This is a genomic window from Methanomassiliicoccales archaeon, from assembly GCA_038740345.1.
Lineage (GTDB): Archaea > Thermoplasmatota > Thermoplasmata > Methanomassiliicoccales > UBA472 > JAJRAN01.
The window spans coordinates 105,950-129,278 of the sequence record JAVYMA010000002.1; the positions used below are offsets into that span (position 1 = coordinate 105,950).

Annotated in this window: 20 protein-coding genes; 9 read left to right on the plus strand and 11 right to left on the minus strand. The window is 50.1% G+C overall.

Translation table 11 applies throughout. From position 1 onward, the window contains the following. Window positions 1–34: 34 nt before the first annotated feature. From QW520_01465 to QW520_01475, 3 genes are all read left to right on the plus strand, one after another. Window positions 35–1,570 (plus strand): tRNA uridine(34) 5-carboxymethylaminomethyl modification radical SAM/GNAT enzyme Elp3, encoded by a 1,536-nt coding sequence (locus QW520_01465; protein ID MEM0448477.1) that lies wholly within the window; start codon window positions 35–37, stop codon window positions 1,568–1,570. Between the two features lie 337 nt (window positions 1,571–1,907). Beyond that, on the plus strand, window positions 1,908–2,711 hold the full coding sequence (locus QW520_01470) for a hypothetical protein (GenBank protein ID MEM0448478.1): 804 nt from the start codon (window positions 1,908–1,910) through the stop codon (window positions 2,709–2,711). Further along, on the plus strand, window positions 2,708–4,921 hold the full coding sequence (locus QW520_01475) for a tetratricopeptide repeat protein (protein ID MEM0448479.1): 2,214 nt from the start codon (window positions 2,708–2,710) through the stop codon (window positions 4,919–4,921). Before QW520_01470 ends, QW520_01475 begins: the two co-directional genes overlap by 4 nt. A 9-nt stretch (window positions 4,922–4,930) precedes the next feature. On the opposite strand, the gene QW520_01480 is transcribed toward QW520_01475, so the two are convergent. Together QW520_01480 and QW520_01485 are read right to left on the minus strand one after the other, a co-directional pair. Further along, on the minus strand, window positions 4,931–5,173 hold the full coding sequence (locus QW520_01480) for a PRC-barrel domain-containing protein (GenBank protein ID MEM0448480.1): 243 nt from the start codon (window positions 5,171–5,173) through the stop codon (window positions 4,931–4,933). Window positions 5,174–6,197: 1,024 nt separating this feature from the next. After that, a complete protein-coding gene (locus QW520_01485) occupies window positions 6,198–8,399 on the minus strand; it encodes a CDC48 family AAA ATPase (GenBank protein ID MEM0448481.1) in 2,202 nt (733 codons plus the stop codon). Between the two features lie 126 nt (window positions 8,400–8,525). On the opposite strand from QW520_01485, the gene QW520_01490 reads away from it, so the two are divergent. The 3 genes from QW520_01490 to QW520_01500 are packed head-to-tail and all read left to right on the plus strand — an operon-like array spanning window position 8,526 to window position 11,518. Then, a complete protein-coding gene (locus QW520_01490) occupies window positions 8,526–9,392 on the plus strand; it encodes an ARMT1-like domain-containing protein (GenBank protein ID MEM0448482.1) in 867 nt (288 codons plus the stop codon). A 55-nt stretch (window positions 9,393–9,447) separates the two neighbouring features. Then, complete coding sequence (locus QW520_01495; protein ID MEM0448483.1) at window positions 9,448–10,560, plus strand: NDP-sugar synthase; 1,113 nt, start codon at window positions 9,448–9,450, stop codon at window positions 10,558–10,560. A gap of 49 nt (window positions 10,561–10,609) precedes the next feature. Continuing rightward, the gene (locus tag QW520_01500) at window positions 10,610–11,518 is read left to right on the plus strand and encodes a DMT family transporter (protein MEM0448484.1); all 909 of its coding nucleotides are present in this window, start codon (window positions 10,610–10,612) and stop codon (window positions 11,516–11,518) included. Window positions 11,519–11,522: 4 nt separating this feature from the next. On the opposite strand, the gene QW520_01505 is transcribed toward QW520_01500, so the two are convergent. Further along, window positions 11,523–11,912 carry a hypothetical protein gene (locus QW520_01505; GenBank protein MEM0448485.1) on the minus strand — a complete coding sequence of 130 codons (390 nt, stop codon included), beginning with the start codon at window positions 11,910–11,912 and terminating at the stop codon, window positions 11,523–11,525. Window positions 11,913–12,025: 113 nt separating this feature from the next. Then, entirely contained in the window at window positions 12,026–12,847 is an 822-nt protein-coding gene (locus QW520_01510) for a glycosyltransferase (protein ID MEM0448486.1), read from the minus strand. Window positions 12,848–12,980: 133 nt separating this feature from the next. Here QW520_01510 and QW520_01515 point away from each other — a divergent pair, with 133 nt between their 5' ends. Continuing rightward, complete coding sequence (locus QW520_01515) at window positions 12,981–13,874, plus strand: glycosyltransferase (protein ID MEM0448487.1); 894 nt, start codon at window positions 12,981–12,983, stop codon at window positions 13,872–13,874. Here the strand turns inward: QW520_01515 and QW520_01520 are convergent. From QW520_01520 to QW520_01535, 4 genes are all read right to left on the minus strand, one after another. Beyond that, the gene (locus QW520_01520) at window positions 13,866–14,912 is read right to left on the minus strand and encodes an HAD-IIIA family hydrolase (GenBank protein ID MEM0448488.1); all 1,047 of its coding nucleotides are present in this window, start codon (window positions 14,910–14,912) and stop codon (window positions 13,866–13,868) included. The two genes, QW520_01515 and QW520_01520, sit on opposite strands and share 9 nt — an antisense overlap. After that, window positions 14,909–15,937: a kinase gene (locus tag QW520_01525; protein ID MEM0448489.1), complete on the minus strand. Its 1,029-nt coding sequence runs from the start codon at window positions 15,935–15,937 to the stop codon at window positions 14,909–14,911. The genes QW520_01520 and QW520_01525 overlap by 4 nt, the downstream gene beginning before the upstream one ends. A gap of 80 nt (window positions 15,938–16,017) precedes the next feature. Next, window positions 16,018–17,112 carry an NAD-dependent epimerase/dehydratase family protein gene (locus QW520_01530; GenBank protein ID MEM0448490.1) on the minus strand — a complete coding sequence of 365 codons (1,095 nt, stop codon included), beginning with the start codon at window positions 17,110–17,112 and terminating at the stop codon, window positions 16,018–16,020. Window positions 17,113–17,180: 68 nt separating this feature from the next. Continuing rightward, entirely contained in the window at window positions 17,181–18,125 is a 945-nt protein-coding gene (locus tag QW520_01535; protein MEM0448491.1) for an alpha-1,2-fucosyltransferase, read from the minus strand. Between the two features lie 91 nt (window positions 18,126–18,216). On the opposite strand from QW520_01535, the gene QW520_01540 reads away from it, so the two are divergent. Beyond that, window positions 18,217–19,722, plus strand: a complete 1,506-nt coding sequence (locus QW520_01540) for an oligosaccharide flippase family protein (GenBank protein ID MEM0448492.1) — start codon at window positions 18,217–18,219, stop codon at window positions 19,720–19,722. 58 nt (window positions 19,723–19,780) lie between these two features. Then, window positions 19,781–20,596 (plus strand): glycosyltransferase, encoded by an 816-nt coding sequence (locus QW520_01545; protein MEM0448493.1) that lies wholly within the window; start codon window positions 19,781–19,783, stop codon window positions 20,594–20,596. On the opposite strand, the gene QW520_01550 is transcribed toward QW520_01545, so the two are convergent. The 3 genes from QW520_01550 to QW520_01560 all read right to left on the minus strand — a co-directional run. Then, on the minus strand, window positions 20,567–21,691 hold the full coding sequence (locus QW520_01550) for a glycosyltransferase family 4 protein (protein ID MEM0448494.1): 1,125 nt from the start codon (window positions 21,689–21,691) through the stop codon (window positions 20,567–20,569). The genes QW520_01545 and QW520_01550 overlap by 30 nt on opposite strands. After that, window positions 21,688–22,908 (minus strand): hypothetical protein, encoded by a 1,221-nt coding sequence (locus QW520_01555; GenBank protein ID MEM0448495.1) that lies wholly within the window; start codon window positions 22,906–22,908, stop codon window positions 21,688–21,690. The genes QW520_01550 and QW520_01555 overlap by 4 nt, the downstream gene beginning before the upstream one ends. Before the next feature lie 94 nt (window positions 22,909–23,002). Beyond that, on the minus strand, window positions 23,003–23,329 hold a 327-nt coding region (locus tag QW520_01560), incomplete at its 5' end, for a hypothetical protein (GenBank protein ID MEM0448496.1).

Here is a 23,329-nt window from a genome sequence, read left to right on the forward strand (position 1 = left end):
TCAAGCTTTTATCCTTCGTGGACATGGTGAGTTTGTGGACTATCACGAACGCCTTCTGAGGTCGATTGCCGAAGGGGAGGTATTCGATAAGGTATCGCTTCAGCGCAAGAAGATCGAGCTATGCAGGGAGATGGGCCTTTCCACAGTTCCTCCCAATTCAGAAACTCTTAGCCGAGCCACCGAGGAAATGAAACCTTTGGTCAAGGAAGTGCTAAGGAGAAAGGATGTCCGCACCCTCTCGGGAGTAGCTGTAGTGGCCGTCATGACCTCTCCTGCCCCCTGTCCCCATGGGCGCTGCACATATTGCCCGGGAGGGGTAGACAACAACTCACCCCAATCCTATACAGGGAAAGAGCCTGCAGCTAGGCGTGCATCGCACAATGAATACGATCCTTATAAACAAGTAACCGCTCGCCTGCAGCAGCTGGAAGCTATCGGGCACGCGACGGATAAGGTGGACCTTATAATAATGGGCGGCACTTTCACATCAAGGCCTTGGGAATATCAGGTTTATTTTGTAAAATCCTGTTTTGACGCCATGAATCTGACATCTGGAGGGACTTTGGAGGATTCTCATCGCTTGAATGAAGGAGCTCCTCATCGGTGCATTGGTATGACTGTAGAGACCCGGCCCGATTCTTTCGATTACTCCGTTGCGGATAGGTGCTTGTATCTCGGCACCACTAGGGTGGAGTTGGGGGTGCAAATACTCGACGATGAGATATTGCGCTCCGTGAATCGAGGGCATGGTGTGGAAGAGATCGTTAAGGCCACGAAGGTAGCCAGGGAAAAAGGTCTGAAAATATGCTATCACATCATGCCAGGACTACCAGGGTCTAATCCGGAAAAGGACCTTGAATCATTTCGTCTGATGTTCAATGATGAGCGCTTCCGTCCAGACATGCTTAAGATATATCCGACTTTGGTGGTGAAGGGCACGCCCTTGTATGATAAATGGAAGGAAAGGTCATTCACCCCGTACTCAACGGAGCAGGCAGTCGAAGTCATCGCCAAGATGAAGGCGATTGTACCTCGCTATGTACGCATCCAGCGCATTCAGAGAGACATTCCTGTGGATCTGATCGAGGCAGGGGTAGACAAAGGTCATCTGCGGGAGATAATCCATGCCAAAATGCGTTCGGAAGGTAGGCGATGCGGTTGTATCAGGTGCCGCGAGGTTGGCCTGAACCGCATAGCAAAGTCCTCAGCCAACGAGGTAGCACTAAACCGCCTGGAATACAAAGCTTCCTCGGGGAAAGAAGCCTTCATTTCCCTCGATTTGGAGGAGTTCGATGCCTTGGTCGGGTATATTCGTCTTCGCCTTCCCCTTCAGGGAGATGTGGCCAGAGTGCGTGAGCTAAAGGTCTTCGGTCAGATGGAGAGATTAGGGGTGCGAGGCCGAGAATGGCAACACCGTGGCTTCGGGAAGGAGTTGATGGCCGAAGCTGAGGATTTAGCAGCGAGAGAAGGTTATGAGACGATCGCGGTGACGAGCGGTGTGGGCGTAAGGAGATATTATGCCTCCTTAGGATACACCCGAGACGGTCCGTATATGATAAAAAAGCTGTAAGCTTACTAAGTCCTCCTTGTTGAGTCAAGGCCTTCATCGACTCCTTTGAGGATTGATCGTTGAAAAATCAATTCATTTTCTAAGCATCATTTATCATCTATCTTCAGCGAAAAGCATCCAAACACATGTTCAGACTCATTTTTATGCAACTTATCAGGCCGTAGCGAAGAAAAGGTCACTTTGCCGCACTCGCGAATTACCCCTTAAAACAAAATATTGAATCCTTCATGAAGCCGTCATCTGCACCGATAAAATTTGTTATTCGCCAAGGGAAAGGATGATTCATGTCATTCACACTCAAATTTCTTAAACTGCCTAGCTCATTGTAAGATGCGAGATGGCATGCATTGGATGTGGTTCGGACACTAAGGCAGGAGTGGTGATGTGTGGAAGATGTCTCGAGCGCATCAATGATCCTCTCTCCTTCCTAGAGCGTTTCAGCGATCCTATGGCAGATTTGAGGCTTCAGCGTTTGGGCAATGCTTTGCTACGAGTATTTCCAGCCTCATCTCCCAGGATAAATTTTGGAGAGGAAATTGAACCAGCCGTGCGAATTGGCTCCTTGTTAGAAAGCGGCGCCCAGGAGCATTTATGTTTTCTGGTAGAGCAGTACTTGGCTTCAGCAGGCATCTCATTTCATCTCTGGGGAGATGAGCGCATACCCCGGCGGGCATTTCTCTGGCGCTTAGTTCAAGAGGTCGGAAACCTGGAGTTCAATAGCGAAATTTGGGCAAGGGCTAGTGTTAGAATGGGGAATATCCACTCACTATTGGTGTTGTCGGTCTCAGATATGCAATTAGAGGAATCTTGGCGTTTGAGATTCGTAAAGCAACGCGTTGCAAATGCCATATCAGCATATTCAAGGGCGAAGGAGTACCCAGCCTTGTGGAAGGTGGCGCGGTCTAACATCGCTCTCCTTTGGGCGTGGATAGGAAAGACGGAGGAAGCGCTGCAGATGTTAGGGGAACTCTGCTCAGGTGAGGTGGATGAGGAGAGTGCGCCATTCTCTCTCAAGCGTGCCATGGTCCTCTGCGATGCCGGTCGAGCTGAGGAATGCCGAGAAGAACTCTCTCGTATCCCAGGGAATTTGGCTGATTCCAGGCTAATCAAGTTCCGAACTCAGCTGGAGGCGAATGAATGAAGCATGAGGACCTCGAGGCACGATTGGATTCTCGGCTAATTCGCACCCTAAACGATATGACTCCAGAAGCTTTCAAAGACCTTATCACGGAACTGCTGGAAAGAATGGGCCTTCAAATTACCCGTACGGAGTTGGAGAAAGACCTCGTTTTTCTTGAGGCCGAGAAAGGAGAAGAGAGTTATCTGGTCATGGCGTCCAGAAAGCCTGAGCATGCTTCTGCGCAAGGTGTACGCATAATAAAAGATAAAGCATCGGTCGAAAAGCGCTTGCCAGTCCTTATCGTCTCTCATGATCTTGACGCTAAATCTAAAGAACTGGCCTTTAGCGAAGGAGTCTCTTTTTCGGACAAGGAAAGGACTATTCTGCTGATAAGGAAATATGGCCTTTGGCAGAGGCTCACTGAACATGTCGATCGCTCCATTCTGCAGAGGGAAGGAAGGCGCATCCTGCCCTCTACAATGCCCTTCGATTCTCATCTGCAGCGAGCTGCAGAAGCTTTGAAAGGAAAGGATAGTCGAACAGCCCTAGAGCACATCAAAGCAGCCCTGGAATTGAAGCCCCAGTATGATCTGGCATGGAGGATGAAGGCGCAGGCCCACTACGATCTTGAAGAATGGGACGATGCTTTAGAGGCGATAGGGGAAGCGCTGAAGGCCAAGCCGGACGATCCCCTTTCATGGTATTTCGCTGGGTTGGTCCTGCATCAGCTAGGAGATCTGGAGAAGGAGCTTAGAGCTTATGATAAGGCGCTAAAGTACGCTCCTAGGCTGCAACCCGCCCTTTTGAATAAAGGCGCTACGCAATTCGCCCTAGGCCTCAAAGAGGAAGCTCTTTTCACCTTCGAAGAAATTTTGCGTCATCATCCCAATGACGTCCAAGCCTTAAGGAATAAGGCACTAGTGCTGGAATCAATGGGAAGGCGTTCTGAGGCCCTAAAAGTATTAGACTCGCTTATTTCTCTAAATCCAAACGATGTAGAGATATTAGTGATGAGAGCATCAATGCTGGCACAGGAAAAACATCTTCTCGAAGCTATAGAGGCATGGCGACAAGCGGTGGCTTTAGATGGAAGCCGTGCGGACCTCTGGTTAGGCTTAACTCGGGCGCAGCTAACGGCGGGTATGCTGGAAGATGCCAAAAGAAGTTATCAGATGGTGAGGAAGCTGGATGCCAATGCACCTTACATTGATGAATTGAAAATCACAACTGGTACCTCACCTCTTTCCTCAACGGTCAAGCATCATAATCTCCAGGAGGATTCTCTTTTACGAAGGTGCTTGGATGCAGCCCTGCTCATGCAAGCCTTAGGCAGATATGAGGAAGCCTTGAGCGAGGTGGAGCGTGCCTTGACGTTCGACCGTAACAACGTCTGGGCGCTGCGCAGGAAAGCGTCCTTGCTACTGGACCTTGGGCGATTGGAGGAGGCAGTCTCTCTCCTCACTGCCGCGATGAGGGAGAAAAACACATCAATAGAGCTGGCGCTGGAGCTCGAGGCCATAGGACATCGCCTAGGCAAGAAAGAGGAGAGTGCATGGATTCTACAGCCTCATTCCGATGACGGGGAGGTGAGGAAGAGATTGGCCATCAGGCATATAATCGCTGGCAGGCCGAAAGCTGCCTTAGAGCTTCTTGGGTCACCTGCGGGGGAGGACCTGTGCCATGATAGGCTTATTTGCGTGGCGCTGTTGTCCGATGGGAATTACCCCAAAGCTTCAGACCTCTTAGAGGAGTTGTTGAAGAAATATGGCTCTTCACCTGCCCTGCTCAATGACCTAGCGGTGGCCTTACGCTTCCAGGGAAAGATGGAAGAAGCGGAAAAAGCTCTTTGTGAAGTTGTAAGAATCGAACCCCGTCATGCAAATGCTTGGAATAATCTAGGCTGTTTACAGTATCTTAAAGGGGCCTTGGAAGAGGCGGAGCGATCAATCAAGAAGGCTGTGCTTCTCGATCGCAGGCCTGAATTCCTCTTGAATCTGGGCATGGTGCAGCTTTCGCGCGATGATTTCAAGGCGGCGCAAAGCTCATTTGAAGCCTCCTTATGGCTAGATCCCACCCCTGAGGCTTTAAATTGCTTAGGCATGTTGGCTGAGAGAAAAGGGGACAGTGAAAAGGCTTTGGAATTCTACGAGGAAGCCATCAAAAAAGCCCCCGAATTCGGGGAAGCGCAAAGCAACAAAGCGAGATTGAGGGCATCATTCAAGGCGAACTAGAGATGTTGTTTAGTGCGTTATGTTCATGACTACTACATCCCGCACCGCGTTCATCTCACTGAAGGGCAGTATCAAGCGGCCTTGTGGATCAGTCTTGAAGAGGCGCGTTTCTATCTCTTCAGCGGGTACCACTAAAACATGCTGAATGTCACCCGTACTCTTCTCGATAACAAAGTTTTCTATCATGCCAAGTATCTGACCATCGTTCGTCATGACCGTCTTGCCCTTGAGTTCAGTGATGAACTTCCTCATTAGTGCGCCCCTCCCAGGTATCTGGTCTTGTAATTGTGAATGGATTGACCATATAATAGGCTTTCTCCTCCATCGCTCGGTGGCGAAAGGAACTTTTAGAATATAGAGTAAAGAAAAAAATGGAAAAGCTGATTTGCGTGAAATAATTCAGCTTCTTGGCAGTTCGGTCCCCTTGAAGAAGCGTGTCAGCCAGAACCTAAGCTCCAGCTCGGGGCCTTGCCGGCATGCTCAGTCAAGGGGAGCTACTCATTCTATGAGCCGCTCGAGTATAAATAAATGCCTAGGTATAATTATCTAATAAGATAACAGCAAGATTTTTCAACAGAGCCTAAGGATCATATTTAGTTTTTCATACGTCTGGAATATACAAAGCTAGAGCTGTGCCATTGTTTGGCGGTGTTGTTATTCAGGGTGCTTTTATGGCGGAAGCACGCGCCCGCAGAGCAGACATTTCGTCGCCCCTTTAGGGTTCATATGGCCGCACTGGGGGCATTTTTTCTGAGCGATGATGGAGCCCATGTCGCTTAGATATAATGCAAATGCCGGTAATCCATGTTTCGTTCTCTTCTGACCTCTCCCTTTTCCCAAAGTTAGCACCTTTTATCGGTGCCATCGCTGATAGTTCCATTTGGTGCAAAATACAAACCAATTAACATTGTATGTTCAAGTCGAATGATGCATCAGCATACATTTTCGGATTTGGATGGGCAGAGGGGCCAAGAATTCACATCACTTTTGGCATGATGATTGTAAGACATGATTGCACTGGGATGGAGGCGGGAAAGGGGCATTAAAAAATGCATTATGAGGCGAGGCGCACGCGATACATCTCGCCTTTTGTCACCGAAGAACTCATTTTCCTACCGAAAAGTTTTGGCTTGATTTCAGGTCATATTGATACAGCCGAGGACATGGTATATTTTTTCCTATGCCGCTGCCCCTGCTCTTAACCATGCGTCTCAGCGGGGGCAGTTTTATTACCGGATGCAAATCAATTGGTGAAGATGTAGAGCGGATGAATTTCTTAGCGGTACATGCCTAAATCTTGTTCTCCAAGGCGCACCTTATCCAACACCTTGGCTATGCTCTCATACTGCTTCATAACCTCCTTGTCCACCGATGGTCTCACGGTTTTTAAGGCGGCTTCGAAATGGCGCATCTCTACGATCTCCGCGTCCTTATTCTCACGCAGAGCCACCATGGCCGCTTCTCGGCATAGGTTCTCAATATCCGCGCCAACGAACCCATCCAGCTTTTCCACCAGCGCCTCCAGGTCAACATTCCGAAGGGGCATGTTCCTGGTATGCACGCTCAAGATGGCCAGCCTCGACTTGGCATCAGGGACTGGTATTAGGATCATTCGGTCGAAGCGACCAGGACGCAATAAGGCTGGGTCTATAATGTCTGGACGATTAGTGGCGGCTATCACTGTGACCTTTTCCAACGTCTCCAAGCCGTCCATAGAGGTCAGGAGTTGATTAACGACCCTCTCGGTCACATTGGTATCGCTCGCACTCCCCCTTCTAGGGGCGATGGCATCGATCTCATCCAGGAAAAGGACCGAAGGCGCCACCTGCTTGGCTTTTTTGAACGCCTGTCTTACCGCCTTCTCCGATTCCCCCACCCATTTACTCATAATCTCCGGTCCTTTTATCGATATGAAATTCGCCTTGGACTCATTCGCCACTGCCTTGGCCAAGAGTGTCTTACCGGTTCCCGGCGGCCCGTAAAGAAGGATGCCCTTGGCAGGTCTTATGCCCATGCGCTTGAAAGCCGCTGGGTTTTCCAGAGGCATCTCGATGACCTCACGTAGTTGGCGCTTTACTTCTTCCAAGCCTCCCACATCATCCCATGTCACCTTTGGCACCTCCACCAGTACTTCCCTCATGGCACTGGGCTCCAGCTCTTTCAACGCCTCATCGAAATCTTGCTGGGTCACCTTTATGCGCTCTAGGATCTCCACTGGTATGGGCTTGCCCAGTTCCAGCTCGGGCACGAAGCGAGAAAGGCACTTCATGGCCGCTTCTCTAGCCAAGGCCATGAGGTCCGCCCCAACGAACCCATGAGTAATATTGGCTAAATGGTCTAAGGACACGTCATCACTCAAAGGCATGCCACGGGTGTGAATCTCTAATATCTCCTTCCTGCCATCACGCGTGGGCACTCCTATCTCAATCTCCCGGTCGAACCGACCAGGCCGGCGTAAGGCGGGATCTATGGCATCCTCTCGGTTAGTGGCCCCGATGACGATCACCTGACCTCTGCCGCCCAAGCCGTCCATTAGCGTCAGCAGTTGAGCCACCACTCTCCTCTCCACCTCGCCATGCACATCCTCTCTCCGGGGGGCTATGGAATCCAGCTCGTCTATGAAGATGATGCTAGGAGCGTTCTTCTCCGCTTCTTCGAACTTCTCTCGCAGCTTCTCCTCGCTCTGCCCGTAATATTTGGAGATGATTTCTGGTCCTTGGATGGAGAAGAAAGCCGCACCCGCCTCATTGGCCACTGCCTTAGCGATGAGCGTCTTTCCCGTCCCAGGCGGCCCATAGAGCAAAACGCCCTTAGGTGGATCGATGCCCAAGCGGTCGAAGAGCTCAGGATGCTTCAAGGGCAGCTCGATCATCTCCCGCACTCGCTGCAACTCCTCTTCCAATCCTCCTACATCGTCATAGGTGACCGACGGAGCCACCGAGGCCTTTTGCTCCATGACCTCGGTCTTTACCGTAAGCTCAGTGTGCTCACCCACCACTACCACGCCGCTTGGGGTTGTCTGGACTACCACGAAAGGAATGAAATTGCCCATCAAGGCGATATTGGGAATGATGATCTCATCGCCTCGCACCAAAGGCCGATTATTTAGTCCCTTTTTCACCAGCTCTTCCACCCCTGCGCCGAAGCGAATATTCTTCCCGTGCGGAAGGATCTTGGGGGCCACAGTAACCTTCTGGGCTGGCTGTGGGTCGGCCTTCATGACCACCACCTTTTCGCCTATGGATACGCCTGCATTGGACCTTATCATCCCATCGATGCGGATGATGCCCATGTTCTCGTCCTCCTGAGGTGCACGGAAGACCTTTGCCGCAGTACTCCTCTTACCCACGATTTCAATGACGTCTCCTACCTCCACGCCTAGCTCCTTTCGCGTCTTGGTATCGATCCTCGCTCTTCCCAGACCAACCTCAGACTGATGCTGCGCCCGCACTACTCGCAGCGTTACCCCCTGTGCCATGGCCCCTCAGCGGGAAAAACACCTGGACTGGATATAAGATTTGCCGAGAGATGGCAAAGGGAGCTATCATAAACAACGGAGCGCGTTCACGCAACAATTATGAGAAGGAGCATCTTACGCCAGTGCATGCAGTTCGCGCCTGAATGCGTCCCCTGTCTTCTGCACCGCGTCCTTTACGAAGTAAAATTGGTCTCTCCTGGAGCGGTGGAGGAGGCCATGGCTGAGAGCTTGCGCATACTCTCCCTAAACTATCCCAAGGGTATGAACTCTGCTAAGTTGGCTACCATGGTGCACGAGCGCGCTTACGCCGTTTCTGGAAGCAAAGATCCCTATTGTGACCTCAAAATAAGAAGCGACGAAGTGGCTAAGAGTCTTCTCCCTCAAGCCGAGAGTTTGGTCAGAGAGGCCGAGGATCCGTTGGAAATGGCGGTGAAAGTGGCCATAGCTGGCAATGTGCTGGATTTCGGCATCGATGTGGGTATGGAGCATCCAGAGGAGCTAAGGTCGAGATTCGACAAGCTAGTGCATCAAGATTTGGGCATCAACCACCTCCCGAAGGCCAAAAGGTTGCTTAGGCCAGGAATGGAAATAGCCTATCTTCTGGACAATTGTGGTGAATCCGTCCTGGATAGCATCCTGATCAATGAGCTGAAGGCGCAGGGCGCTAGGGTCTTCGGCGTGGTGAAGGGTGAACCTATACTAACAGATGTCACCATGGAGGATGCGCTCCGCATTGGTCTGGACAAATGCCTGGATGAGATCCTCTCCACTCGTTCCTTTGCTGTGGGGATAGACCTTGATAAAATCCCGCATGAATTAATGGCTAGGTTGGAAGATTCTGACCTCATAGTCTCCAAAGGCATGGCCAATCTGGAATCCCTCTCAGACGAGAACTTGGGTCCTATTCTTTATCTGCTGAGGGTTAAGTGCGATCCCGTTGCCCGACTATTAGGAGCCAAGCGCAATTGGAACATCGCCAAGCTGTGCGAGTGATTAGTGGTAGCGGAGGGAAAGCCTTTACGATTAAATATGCAAGTGTGGCTAGACCTTGCTGACTAGAGAGGCAAAGTCCATGAGCGATGGAATCGACACCGCTGTCATTCTCACGGGAGGGGAGGGCACGCGCCTCAGGCCCCTCACAAACAATCGTCCTAAGCCCCTGTTGCCTGTGCTAGGAAGGCCATGTGTCGAGTACACCTTGCGCGCCATGGCCTCCGCTGGCATTCAAAAAGTGTATCTCGCCTGTGGCTACAAGTCGATTGAAGTGGTCAAAGCCATAGGCGATGGGAGCGCTTATGGAGTGGAGATCGTCTACGCTTTCGAGGAACAGCCCATGGGCACCGCGGGTGCGGTGAAACTTTTGGAGAAGCAATTGCCCGACACTTATGTGGTGGCCATGGGGGATGTTCTGATGGATATAGATTTCCATCATATCGTAAGCTTCCACAAGAAATCAGGGGCCATGGTGACCATAGCGCTCACGGAGGTAGAAAAACCAGAGCAGTTCGGGATTGTGGGATTGGAGGAGGATGGGCGGATTACACGATTCAAAGAGAAGCCGAGGAGTGATGAGGTCTTCTCTCATCTGATCAATGCTGGCATTTATGTCATCCAGAATGATGCTTTTAAGCGAGTGCCCCAGGACACTAAATTTGATTTCTCCAAGAATCTGTTCCCGCGTCTGTTGGAGGAAGGTCAACCTCTCTTCGGTCTCAAGCTGAGGGGCATGTGGCATGACATCGGCCATCCCAAGGATCTGCTAAGCGCTAACCTAGGTATGGCAGAGAGAAAGGGGGTAGAGCGGCACATCTTCGGTGTGGAGGTAGAAGGTAAGGTGTGCGGCAGCAAGTTCTTTGCTAAAGGCGCGAGGCTGCGCGGACCTGTGTACTTAGGAGACGAGGTCAGGGTCGGTGAAGGAAGCCTCATAATGCGTTCTGCCATTGGTGAGGAAGGGGTAGTGGAGTCTGGAGCACAGGTAGTGGGCTCATTGCTGCTGCGCAATTGCCTCATTCGTAAGGGGGCTGCCGTGCGCTCCTCTGTCCTCGGTGAAGGGTGCCTGATCGATGAGGGAGTAACCTTGATCGATTGCGTTCTCGGGGATGGGGTGAGCGTAAAGGGCACTCAAGTGATTGAGGGAAGGACATTGGAATCGTCAATATAGCCTGATTTAGTCCATTTAACCTAAATATCGGTACGATATATCGGGCGCAATGCGTCTGCGAGTGGACAAGTATGAGGCTTACCTCATCCTTTCGAGCTTCATTTGGGGAACAAGCTTCGTAGCATCTAAAATAGGGGTGGATGAGGTCGACCCTTTTCTCTTCGCTATGATGCGCTTCCTGATTGCGGCCCCTTTCTTACTGGCTGTAACGATATTCCTACGCTCCTTCGATGCTGCAGTGTACCGTGACGGTATGATATGGGGCATAGGTACTCTCAATGCTGTTGGCTTGGTACTGCAGAATGTGGGGCTCACCATGACCAGTGCTACCAACACCGTTCTTCTGGTCGATATAAACGTGGTCTATGTAGCTGTCCTGGCCTCCATACTATTGAAGGAATCTCTGGGGAGATTCACCCTTGTCGGTTTAGGCCTGGGCTTGCTGGGAGTTCTCGTCGTCTCCACTGGAGGGGATTTGAGTAGATTGGCGGATGGGAGCCTTACGGGGAACCTGATAGTGCTATTGGCAGGATTGGTATGGGCCTTTTATATCGTCTATCAGAAGAAAGCTTTGCAGCGCCATCCAAATGTGCTCAACATGACCAGCGGCGTGATAGTTACCACTTTGGTAGCCTCATTGCCAATGGCAGTCATCTTCGCTCAGGACTACAAAATCTCTCTTAATGGGTTCTTCGCCGTAGCCTATGTGGCCCTCTTCTGCACTGGTGCGGCCTTCTTGCTTTATATCGCTGGACTCAAAGGCAAAGGGGCTACCGTCTCCTCCATCATATTATTGCTGGAGATCGTCTTCGCCATGTTCTTCGCTTTCTTGATTCTAGGCGAGGTGCCGGATGCTCTCACTGCCATCGGGGCAGGGCTGATCGTCTCCGCCATTATCCTGGTTTCTATACAAGAGAACAGCAATGGAAAAAAGAATGAGAAAAAGAGTGAAGGCTAATAGATCACTTGGAGAGCATCTCTTGAGCCTTCTCCCAGGAATCCACTCCCAAAGCCACCTGCACCTCGGACTGCTTTGGGCCTAAAATGAACAGGCTCTCTATATTTACGCCACCTCTAGCCAGCTTTTTTGTCACCTTGGCAAGCTCTCCCGGCTTATCAGACATGGAGATTACCAACACATCCTTCTCGCGGAACTCGATACCATTTGCCTTCAGTACTCTCCGCGCGCTCGCTTCGTCGTCGGTGATGACGTGCACAACTGGTTGGGCATTGCCTAAATCTGTAGATATCCCACGTATGTTCACTGCGTTCTTGGCTAATACCTCGGCAAGCCTGGCCACCTCACCAGGCTTGTCTTGCACGAAAACCTCGAACTGCTTAGTGGTCATCATGCTCCTATTTGTCGAACATGGTAGAAAAGACTTCCGATGAAATCAAATCGTAAAACGATTTAAATAAACCTTTATTTCAAGGCTTTTCGTTAAAAAATAACGACAAATTACAATTAGGCGGCCAAGGAGATGACGATGGCGAAGATAGCGGCTAAAATTATGAAACCTACAGCCCTGCCTGCCTTATTGATCAGAAAGAAGCGCAGGGCGCCACTGGCCATCTTCCCCCCTATCCCGCATTGCCTCAGAACCGATAAAACGATATCTGAGTTCAGTTTGGAATATCCACTGGCCCTATCCCCAAATTTATAATGCGAATCCATTATCTTCGTTCCTCTCGGCATAAAACGCAAAAGATCGAAGAGTACTTTGAACCCTCTTCTCTCGAATTTATTTCCATGCTTTTCTATTATCATCAAAGCCAATTCAGTCTTTCCAGCGAAGAACCCGCTCATGAGGTCCGTGGATCTAGGCCTGCGAATGAACCAAAGATAGGTATATGCCAGTTTGTGCGCTCCGCTTGATGCCAGTCTCCGCCCTAGGCTTAACGGTCCCATCCCTTCTCTTGCACCTACAACGAAATCAGCCTCATAGGTTGCGGCCATTAGTTGTTCCACATAGGCGGGAGGATGTTGGAAGTCGCAATCCATTACCACGAATCGTTCCGTCTTCACTGATCTGAGGCCCTCCATCACAGCTGCGGTAAGGCCACGGTCCTCAGGGTCGCGCAAAAGAAGAGCTAGTTGGGGATTGCTATTGAGCAGACTCTTTACTACTTCGACTGTCCCATCCTGAGAGCCGTCGTCGACTATCATTATCTTTGCCTTGGGATATCGTCGGGTGAGTTCCGCTATCATCGGCCCCACGTTGCCTACCTCGTTATAAGTGGGGATGACGATAGTGAAAAGACTGTGATCTACCCCCCCTTTTTCCATAATAGCTCTTCATAAAGAATCTTTTATGAGTATAAATCACTTGGGATGAGATGCAAAGCCATAAACCGATTTTGGAAGAGCCAGCAAGATGAGATTCATATGAATGCGAGATTGAAATAGTGTAAGAGGGATATTGCTGGGCGAGATGCTGACCGTTTCCGTAGGAGTCTGCGCTTATAACGAAGGTAGGAATATCGGAAGATGCTTAGAATCCATATTATCTCAAAAAGTCGAAGGGTTCTGTATACACGAGATATTAGTGATTTCGAGTGGGAGCACGGATAACACTGATAGTGTAGTCAAAGACTACTCGGTGCGTGACCACAGGGTAAGGCTCATAAGGCAGGACAAAAGGGAGGGAAAGAATTCAGCCATCAATCTCTTCCTTTCCGAGGCCAAGGGGGATATCATGGTTTTGGCCAACGCCGATAATCGCCTCGCTGAGGGCTGCCTGCAAGCTCTGCTCGAGCCATTTTTGGAGGAAAAGGTGGGAGTGGTAGGGGGCCATCCCATTCCTGTAAACACCCGAGACACTATAACAGGTGTGGCGACCCATATGCTGTGGGAAATGCATCACCGCATCAGTCTTATGCATCCGAAAGTGGGCGAGCTCCTCGCCTTCCGACCTTTGGCCAAGAGACTGCCCACGGATACCCAATCGGACGAGGATCTAATACGTATGGAATTGGAGAGTCTCGGCCTCGTCACCGTCTATGCTCCCAGGGCAGTGGTATATAACAAGGGTCCAACCACTGTCAAGGACTTCCTCAAGCAAAGAACGCGCGTAAATATCGGCGAGAGATACATGAGGCGAATACATGATTACCGAATTCCCACCTGGGATTCCAAACTTCTCCTTAACGCCTTCTTTTCATATATGAAAGACAGTCGGGACTCAATCTCCAAGATAATGATAGCCGTTATTCTTGAAACCTGGTCTCGCTTCTATGCAACTCTTTATGTAGCCCTGGACAAAGGTGATAAGGCTGTATGGCAGCAGGTTCAGACCACTAAGGACTTAGAATGATGGTGGAGCTATTTCCAACACCTCATTCACTGCCTGGTTGAAATCGAAATCATCCGTAACTTGTATCCCCTTGGCACCTATTCTACGAGCCAGTTCCATCTCCCTTTCGCTATCCCCTATGACGAAGGAGGAGAAGATGTCTATATCGAAATCTCTCATCGCCTGCATTATCATCCCCACAGCAGGCTTGCGGCAGTCGCATCCCGCTTCTGGAAGATGAGGACAATAATATATGGCATCTAAATGCGCTCCCTCCTCAGCGAGGTCTCGTCTCATTTTATCATGTATGCGTTCCAAATCCTCCTCGCTGAAATAGCCTCGAGCTACACCAGATTGATTCGTGACCATTATTACTAAAAACCCCGCGTCGTTCAGCCTCTTTATAGAGCGTCCCACTCCTGGGAACAGCTCTAGCTTTTCTGGGCTCGGGCAGTAAGGGACATCCTTGGCGATGGTATCGTCCCGATCTATGAATACAGCCCGCCGCCCGAACATCCCCTTCTCCACCAAGCCACATATAACATGGGCCGCGGCCATGTACCCCTCTTGAACACGCGGTGTGCTAGTGGAGGGGACTACTAACGCTAAATCCACTATCTCCTTCAGCTTCCCTGCATGGCCGGAAAAGCCTATCGTCAGGACTTCGAGCTCTTTAGCTTTGGTTACCGCGCGGAGCACATTACGCGAATTACCTGAGGTGGAGATGGCTATTATCGCGTCCCCTTTTTTCGCCCACCCTTCCACTTGTCTCACGAAAACATCTTCGAATGAATAGTCATTGCCGATGGCCGTTATGCTGGATAGGTTGATGAAGGCAGAAGCAGGGAGGGGTGGACGCTGCATCTTGTATCTCCCTACAAGCTCCGCCGCGATGTGCTGCGCATCGGCAGCGCTGCCACCATTACCAAATAAGGCAAGTTTTCCGCCTGATTGGAAAACCTTCACTACAGCCTTGGCGATGCGGATTATTTGGTCTACCTCTACTTTTGAGATCACTGAAGCGCTTTCCTCAAGCTCGCGCCGCACCAACTCACTCATGGTCGATATCTCCATGTCTGCAGGCCATATTTATCAAAGGAGAAGTTCTGCACTATCACACCTAATTTCGACAAAGCCTTGGCGACTTCATGCTTGCGCTCATATTCGCATATGAAGAACATGTATCCGCCTCCTCCCGCACCGGAGATTTTCCCTCCAATGGCACCATTTAGCTTGGCGGTCGAATATATTTTGTCGATGTACTCATTGGTGATGTGTTCTGAGAATCGCTTTTTCTGCACCCATGATTCATGAAGCAGCTCTCCGATACGACGGATTTCTCCCCGCATAAGCGCATCTTTGGTCTCCATGGCCAATCTCTTAGCCTCATCTAAGGCCTCTATGACCTGCGGTCGCTTTTCCCTCATGCCCGTGCGTTGGGATTCAATGATACCCGCAGAGTCTCTTGTGCGTCCAGTATAGCATAAAAGAATATGATAGTGGAGCTCGTTTAAAACTTCAGACTTTATGCGCAAAGGCGTCACTATGGTCTCGTCACGGCGAAACTCCATGAGGTTGAAGCCTCCGAAAGTAGCTGAGTAATGGTCCTGCTTACCGCCAGCGAAGCCAAGTTCCTCCCTTTCTAGAACATATGCAAGCTTGGCTATCTCATATTGCGATAGAGGCACCGACAGCCATTCCGAAAAAGCGCCGATAAGTGACACCATCACCGTGGACGAACCGCCCAATCCCGAGCCAGGAGGAGCATCGCAATGAACGAAAAGGTCGAACCCCTGTCGGACCTCGAAATGGTTGAGAACAGCCTTTATTAAATCCAGATTACCATCATAGCGGAGCATTGCGCCGTTTAGAGCCCAGTTTTCGTCCTTAGACATGTCTAATGAGCGTATATGCATCTCCCTGTCCTGTCGTGGTCGTATGGTGCAGTAAGCATGCATATCTATGGTGGCAGAGAGCACGATGCCTCCCCGCTCTTCGCTATAGGGTGCGACGTCCGTCCCTCCTCCGGCAAAGCTTATCCTTAACGGTGCCTTGCTGCGGACGAGGAGATCTGAAAGGCTCATCTTAGCACCGTATCTCATCGTGCCTATTTACCCATTATTTCTTGCTCTCTTACCTAACGAGATTGGAGATGAATATAATCTCAGCCTTTTTTTGCCCGCTCACAATAACCGAAGGTCTCGCTGCTCGCCAGCATCCTTATGGTTAAATCCTTGTTCTCGGCTTGACTGATTTCCTCCCATACTTTTTCGTATATCCAAGCATAGAGCTTGGCGAGCCCCTCCTCCAAGGTGACTTCCGGTCGCCATCCGAGCTCGCGGTAGATGCGGGTGTTATCGGAATTGCGGCCTCTTACCCCCTGGGGGCCAGGGATATGCACGAGGCGATAATCAGTAACACCGGCGATTTTGGCAATGATATCCGCCATCTCATTGATGCTCACCAATCTATCTTGACCCATATTGATGGGATCATGGATGGAGGATTGCTGCAGCATATGGACTCCTCGCACACAGTCGTCGATGTAAAGGAAGGAGCGTGTCTGCTTCCCATCTCCCCATATTTCTATATCCCTCATGCCTGTGATACTGGCTACGGCGAACTTGCGGCAGAGGGCCGCTGGTGCTTTTTCTCGCCCATCCTTCCAAGAACCAAAGGGTCCAAATACATTGTGAAAACGCACGATATGCGTGCTCAGGCCGTAATCCGAATGATAGTATTGACATAGCTTCTCGGAGGTGAGCTTCTCCCATCCATAGGCATCCTGTGGATCTGCTGGGTAAGCATCCTCCTCTTTTAGAGGGATCACATCCTCGCTGGTCTGCCTGTATTCAGGATAGACGCAGGCTGAGGAGGAATAAAGATACTCGCGCACCTCATGCCTCCTCGCTGCCTCTAGCATATTCAGGTTGATGAGCAGATTGTCACGCAGGATGATGGCATGATGCGTCTGAATATAGCCCATGCCTCCCATATTCGCAGAGAGCTGGTAGACCTCATCGGGGACCAGCGCTTCGCTCCCATCCCCCCTTAACGCTCTCTCCGCGCCTGCTTCGGTGCGAAGGTCTACCACTACAAACTCATCGGCTGCCGTTCGTTCATAGTAGGGATGATGAATGTCTGCTCCTCTGACCCAATATCCCTTCATTTTTAGATAGCGAACCAAATGATGACCTATGAATCCACCTGCACCTGTGACCAGCGCAGTTTTAGAAGAACTTTCGCCAACCCTCGCCATGTTGCGGGCATAATACTGAGTTGTTAATAATCTTGCTCACTTTCGATGCATCTCAGCTTCTAAAAGGATCAACTAGAGACCTTAATCCAACCATCGGGAACAACCTCCTTAGCAGTCATTCCTCCGCCAACGACCCATCTTGAGGGTGCAACCACCACTTTATCAGGGGACGAATTGAGCCATGCCCCCCACCAGCTAAAGGTGCTATTGGCAATGATGTTTCCCTTGCATTTAGTCATCAGCACCAATTCCTCGAGGTCATTTACGCCTGCAGTCCCACTCACGAAGCTCATGGGTAAGTCAAAGCGGAGATGGTCTTTGGCCCACTCTATGTCATCAGAGAAAACGAACAGATGGGGCTGGGAATATCTCTGGCTCATTATGTCAACAGCTTTAGAATAGTATTCCAAAGAGCAAGCGCCGAAGACCTTCTGTACTCCTGGCAGATTGACATAATCACCTCGTCTGACGTGCAAGCTCACCGCATCACATTTGGCCATTTCCATCTCTATGGTCTTTGCCCCCTCAGACAAAGGCAATCGAGGAGTAAGTTCCTTTCTTATGACTTGAGCATGCCTCAGGAAATAGCGCTCGCTCTGCCAGAAGCCATCGAGATAGATATCTTCAGGCAAGGACATGGCCTTTTCTAAAGTCTCTCTCTCGAATCCTATCAAATCCCTTCTCTCAACCAACCTATGCATGCCTGGCCTTAGCCTGGAATCGAGGGACAAGGCCTTGCTCCCTAGCCATACCGCCAATGATCGAAATGATTTAGGAAGGTGTAGTTGCGCGACAGTGGAGAGATTGGATAGTAGGATCATGGGCCCTATTTCCAATAGGCCTGCTTTCCTGCCAATGAAATTGAATCCCCTTAGGCCGCAGCCGTAGGGTTTCAGATAGAAATGGCTGAGATCAAAGGCCATCTCCGCATCTCGGTCCAAGGCCAAAGCCCTGGCCATGGCATATTGGAAGAGTTGGTTCCCTAAGCGCCCGCGTAATCTGACGATTATCATTCAGGGACCACAACGATATCAAGATTATTACTTTGATGCACCTAGCAAAGGGCAGTTATTAATTACGGCATATAATCTTGCAGGCGCAGTCATGATAGGACGAAAATCATTCCTTGTATTCTCTACTTTAATTCTCACCTTCACCTTACAGCTGGTGGGCATGCTTCTTCTTACCCAGCTCTTCCCCCCTGATGTTTATGGGAGCATCACCTTCGCACTCTCTTTCGTGGCCACTTTCGACTGCCTCGCTAATTTGGGCTTCAATAGCGCGCACATTAAGCGAATCTCCGAAGGTAGGGATATCGCAGATTGCGTCTCTACTTTTACCACTGTCAAATTGGGGCTTACATTCTCGATGGCCGTGATTGTGCTTGTCTCTATGCTGATTTGGACAGAACTCCTAGGTCATTACTTAAGTCCAGTGTCGAGGGCGCTGATCGAGGTCTTCCTTGTTTATCAAGTGATGTATGACATCGTCAGCATCGCTATACTTACCTTTAATGCCAGGACGGAGATGTCCAAAGCCTATCTGGTGAATCTCTTGGACCCGCTCGCCAGGATACCAATAATCGCCATCCTGGCTTGGGCGGGAGGAGATATTTATCAGGTTTCTTTGGCCTATGTAGTAGGCAGCAGTCTTGTCCTTCTAGTCGGACTGCGTCTCTTGGCCCGGGAACGCATACCTTGGAAAAGACCTACCCTCTTTCGTTCTTATCTAGCATTCGCATTGCCCATGGCTCCCATCGCCGTGCTGGAAACACTATCCAATAATATCGACAAGCTATTGATCGGTGCTATCGGCGACACCACCGGCGTAGCCTATTACGCCGCGGCAAAATATCTCTTGTGCGGCTTAGGAGCTGTAGGTTTGGCTCTTTCCCTCAATGCCTTCCCTGCCTTTTCCAGTGCATGTCATCGAGGGAATCTCCGGGAGGTAAAACGCATGGCAAGGGAGGCAGAGCGCCTGATCTCCATCTTGATTACGCCGCTGGTGATTGTTCTAGTTCTCTTTCCTACTGAGGTCTGCATCTTCGTTTTCGGTCCTAAATTCTCCTCTTCCGGAGAGCCGCTGAGATACCTTTCCGTGGCCACCTTGCTGGTGGTGCTAAATCAAGTATACCTTTCACAAATTTTAGGCATGAATCGCCCTCGGATCTCAGCAAGGATAACCTTCTTGGATTTCATTGTATTCCTCGGGCTCATGCTTTACCTCATACCCCCGCACCTTTTCGGGATCCCTACCGCTGACATGTCTTTCTCAGGCGCGGCATTGGCCGCGGCAATAACATCCCTAATCACCACCTTTGTGACCAGATTTGTGGTATGGAGACTCATTGACACTCGACCCAACCCGCGAATGCTATTGCACGCCGCCGCGGCGATTTTTACTTCTGTCTCATTGGCAATTTTCTCCACCTTTATCCAGGTGCATGAGATCTACGATGTAGTGCTATACGGCATTTTGGCCTATTCTATCTTCGAACTCATTCTGTTGATTACGAGAGAGCTATCACGAAAGGACGTCTGGTATATCCTCAGTATCCTCAATCTGGCTGAGATGTGGAAATATGTGAGACGAGAGCTGCGAGGTAAGTGAGAAAGCGTAAATCGCGAAAAAGGTAATTTTTTTAACCCTGATTGACACATGGGAACCCGTGTCAGCGGGGATACGGAATGATTGTCCTCTGGTCTCCATCATCATACCCACTCTCAATGAGGCCGCGGCGATACCCATTTGCCTCGCTTCCGTTAGGGAGCAGAAATACGAAGCCATAGAGCTAATAGTGGTTGATTCGGGCTCCACGGACGGGACCCGAGAGGAGGCAATCAAGACAGGGGCCAATCTGCTTGATTACCAAGGCAAGCCTCTGGGGGCCAGGTATTATGGGCTGCAGCATAGCCAGGGGGATTTGATACTGCTGCTGGATGCTGATCAGGTCCTCTTTCCCGATACGGTGGCGAGGGCTGCTAATGCTATGGTCGATGTCGATATGCTGGTCTTGCAGGAGCACTCCTATCATCCTAAAGGTTACCTGCAAAGATGTATTGCAAGGCAGAGGGAAGCCCTGCAAAAGGAAGGCGGGCTGGGCATACCCCCACATTGTTATCCCAGGGTCTATAGGCGTGCGCTTTTGCAATCGGCCTTTGCCGCTTTTCCGCCCGAGGTCTTAGGAAGTGTGTTCACATACGATGATCGTATCTTATATGCCCAAGCATTGGCACACTCGCAGAAGGTTGGTATTCTTGCCCGAGGTGTGATGCACATCGAAGAGGATAGCTGGTTGGATATGATGCGGCATGCTTATCGACAAGGAAAGTGCGCTAGTGGCATAGATAATTTGGCACTCGGCGACCTGGCTCGTGCACCAGAGTCAAGCTTTACATTATTCCAAAGGGCGGTAAAGAACGGCTATCTTCCCTACGCTTTATTGAAAGAGCTATCATTTCGCCTGGGTAGGAAATTCGGCTGAGCCTTTTCTGAGAACGATGGAATAGCGGTCAAGATAACGCTTGGCCACCTCCGGCCAATAAGAGATCTTGGGGCTGAAGGAGTCCAGATTTATATATATATCCTGATCCAGCACTTTGGCGATAACGTCCGCCACCAGATTCGCATCCTTAGGGTCCCTGACGCCGAAACAACCCGGCTCGGAGGTGAACTCCCTCAGCGCGGCTGATTCTGCGACTATGCATGGCAGACCGCTGGAAAGAGCTTCAGCCACGACCAAACCGTACGCCTCGGCAGAGGATAGCAGTACGAGGCATGATGCCTTGGCATATTCCCAATTTAATGCCTCCTCATCCACTTCGCCCAGCCATTCCACGCTATCTTCCAGCTGTAAATCTCTAGCTAGCATTCGCAACCTCTCCTCATCTGGTCCTGTCCCGATTATGCGCAGTCGGATCCGCCTTCCCCGCATTCTTAGGACAGACATGGCTGCCATCACGTTATCCAGACCTTTATATCTCATCAACCTCCCTACATAAAGAAGCACATCTTTCTCCCGTGGAATCCGAGGATGTGTTCTGGCCTTAATTCCAGGGGAAATGACTTCGGTCTTTTCTTCAAGACTAGGAAAGTCGTGCAGCAGCATGGATCTTTCATAATAGGAAGCACAGGTGATCAAGCTCGCTTTTTTAAGGCCCAAGTAACCGATTTTCTTGTAGATTCTAAATAAGAAGTCTCGCAAGGGGGTGTGGCCTTTTCCATGATAATGAGGGCTAAAGACGTAAGGCATGGAGTGGAGTGTACAGAGAATGGCGCTTTGAAAAGAAAGGAGTATGTGGAAGTTGTGCAGATGCACAAGATCATAACCTCCACTCCTGAGCTCCTTATCCAACAATCGAAAAGCAGCACGATTAAAGCCCCCTAGAAATAGCCGATCCAAAGGTACGCGCGCAACTCGAACCCCTTCGACGCACTCCTCAATTCTTGCGCCTTTTGTCATTACCAAGACTGTAACCTGGTTCCCCTGTCTCACGAATTCCTGGCACAGCTCCTTTACCGTAACTTCCACACCGCCGAGTACAGGAGGATAGAACTTGGAGACCACCAGCAATTTCATTTTACAGCCTCAACCCGTATTCGCCGATCCACAAAATTCTCTGTTCCAAGTGCTCTTCGTGTGGCATCTATTAAAAGACACAGTGTGATCAGTTGCAATATCGCTCCGATGACCCATCCATATTCCACCTCAAGGTAAGGAGCTCCGCTGGGGTTGCTGCGGGAGAAAAGGGCGCTGGTAATCAAAGGCAAATAGATAATGCCACACCGAATCATTATTTGTCTATCTTCAACTCCCCACAACAAAAGTAAAGATATCGGCAGCATGAAATAGCCGGCCGCAGACCGAGAGTAGATAACAGTAAAGACGGTAAGGACGAGTAGCATCCCTTTTAATGTACTCATTTTTCTTTTAAATGCAATAAAGTAGGCCAAAATCAATATGGAAACCGTAAGGATGAGGAAGAAAGGTCCTGGGAGCCTAATCCCTCCCATCTCTAGGAAGTCCCAAATGCTCAAGCCACCCGTGGCCCCCACGTCAGGACCAGAGGAGAATAAATAGAAGAGAGGGAACCGCAGAAACTCCCAAGGGCAGACAATCATGTAGGGCACTGCCACTGCTAAGGAAAAGGCGCATATGATGCCGATATGCAGAACTCTTTCCTTAAACCCCACCGCGTCTCGAAAGAGGAAAGGGTAATATAGAGAGTTAATGAGCTTGGTCCATATTCCCACGGCTGTGGCTAAGGCGCTCCAGCGCATCTTCCTTTTGACTCCTAACAATATAGAGAGCAGAAAGAGCCATACCACAATGGGCTCGTCCTGTATCCCAACCACCGTCTCCACTACCCCCACCGGAACCAGCAAAAAGGCCACACCGGCCATGAAAGCCTTATCATCGTCATAGGATTTTAGTGCCCAATATAGCGTTATAGCAGTAAGTAGGCAGAAGAGGGAGAATAACAATTGATAGGCGAGATATCCTCCATTAGCTAGTTGTGCTGGAATCATGAAATATACTATTAAGGGGGGGCTCTCACAGGGGATATCGCAATAGAGCCATTGACCATCCAATATCGCTTGGGTGCGGTAGCGGTAATACGATATGTCCGTGACTGGCCAAAGCTCGCTATCTATGAAATCGCGGATGAAAAGAACATCCAGAGCCATCAGCCCACCGAATATTATCGCCCAAACTATGAAAATGGCCAAGATCCGCCTTTCAGGGCGAGTTCGACAAAGGTTATGGACAGCGGACTGAGCAACTCGGCGTAGCATCGCTCTGGATTCTACAGTGACTTATTTCAAGGTTATCGGGGTCTTATGAGGAAAACGGTCCATCAATCTTGAATTTAAATCATAGCCCGGATCCTTAATTCCTCCGTCTAACCAGGACGATCGCAGCCATTATGATTAGAGCAGCAGCGCCTACTAAGGCCAGAGCGCCTTCCATGCTCGTGAGCACATCAAGAGGACCTATGCTGCTGATTTCTATCTGATGGGTCGAAAAGCTCGGCACATATATCATTAATTGACTGACTCCCCCTGCGGAACGGACACAGAATACCGCATCCTCGGGATTGGAGCCCTCTGCGCTCAACACTTCGAGTGGGTCAGAGGTTATTCGGACATCCTTACCATCGATTCTAGCTTTGATCTCTCGACCTTCCGCCTCAAGGGCAGTGTCATCGACGTTGAT

Bases quoted from the DNA above. Each gene is read 5' to 3' on its own strand.
- QW520_01470 (MEM0448478.1), top strand. From the start codon at position 1,908: ATGGCATGCATTGGATGTGGTTCGGACACTAAGGCAGGAGTGGTGATG.
- QW520_01475 (MEM0448479.1), top strand. From the start codon at position 2,708: ATGAAGCATGAGGACCTCGAGGCACGATTGGATTCTCGGCTAATTCGC.
- QW520_01480 (MEM0448480.1), bottom strand. From the start codon at position 5,173: ATGAGGAAGTTCATCACTGAACTCAAGGGCAAGACGGTCATGACGAAC.
- QW520_01485 (MEM0448481.1), bottom strand. From the start codon at position 8,399: ATGGCACAGGGGGTAACGCTGCGAGTAGTGCGGGCGCAGCATCAGTCT.
- QW520_01490 (MEM0448482.1), top strand. From the start codon at position 8,526: ATGCAGTTCGCGCCTGAATGCGTCCCCTGTCTTCTGCACCGCGTCCTT.
- QW520_01500 (MEM0448484.1), top strand. From the start codon at position 10,610: ATGCGTCTGCGAGTGGACAAGTATGAGGCTTACCTCATCCTTTCGAGC.
- QW520_01505 (MEM0448485.1), bottom strand. From the start codon at position 11,912: ATGATGACCACTAAGCAGTTCGAGGTTTTCGTGCAAGACAAGCCTGGT.
- QW520_01510 (MEM0448486.1), bottom strand. From the start codon at position 12,847: ATGGAAAAAGGGGGGGTAGATCACAGTCTTTTCACTATCGTCATCCCC.
- QW520_01520 (MEM0448488.1), bottom strand. From the start codon at position 14,912: ATGAGTGAGTTGGTGCGGCGCGAGCTTGAGGAAAGCGCTTCAGTGATC.
- QW520_01525 (MEM0448489.1), bottom strand. From the start codon at position 15,937: ATGAGCCTTTCAGATCTCCTCGTCCGCAGCAAGGCACCGTTAAGGATA.
- QW520_01530 (MEM0448490.1), bottom strand. From the start codon at position 17,112: ATGGCGAGGGTTGGCGAAAGTTCTTCTAAAACTGCGCTGGTCACAGGT.
- QW520_01535 (MEM0448491.1), bottom strand. From the start codon at position 18,125: ATGATAATCGTCAGATTACGCGGGCGCTTAGGGAACCAACTCTTCCAA.
- QW520_01540 (MEM0448492.1), top strand. From the start codon at position 18,217: ATGATAGGACGAAAATCATTCCTTGTATTCTCTACTTTAATTCTCACC.
- QW520_01550 (MEM0448494.1), bottom strand. From the start codon at position 21,691: ATGAAATTGCTGGTGGTCTCCAAGTTCTATCCTCCTGTACTCGGCGGT.
- QW520_01555 (MEM0448495.1), bottom strand. From the start codon at position 22,908: ATGCTACGCCGAGTTGCTCAGTCCGCTGTCCATAACCTTTGTCGAACT.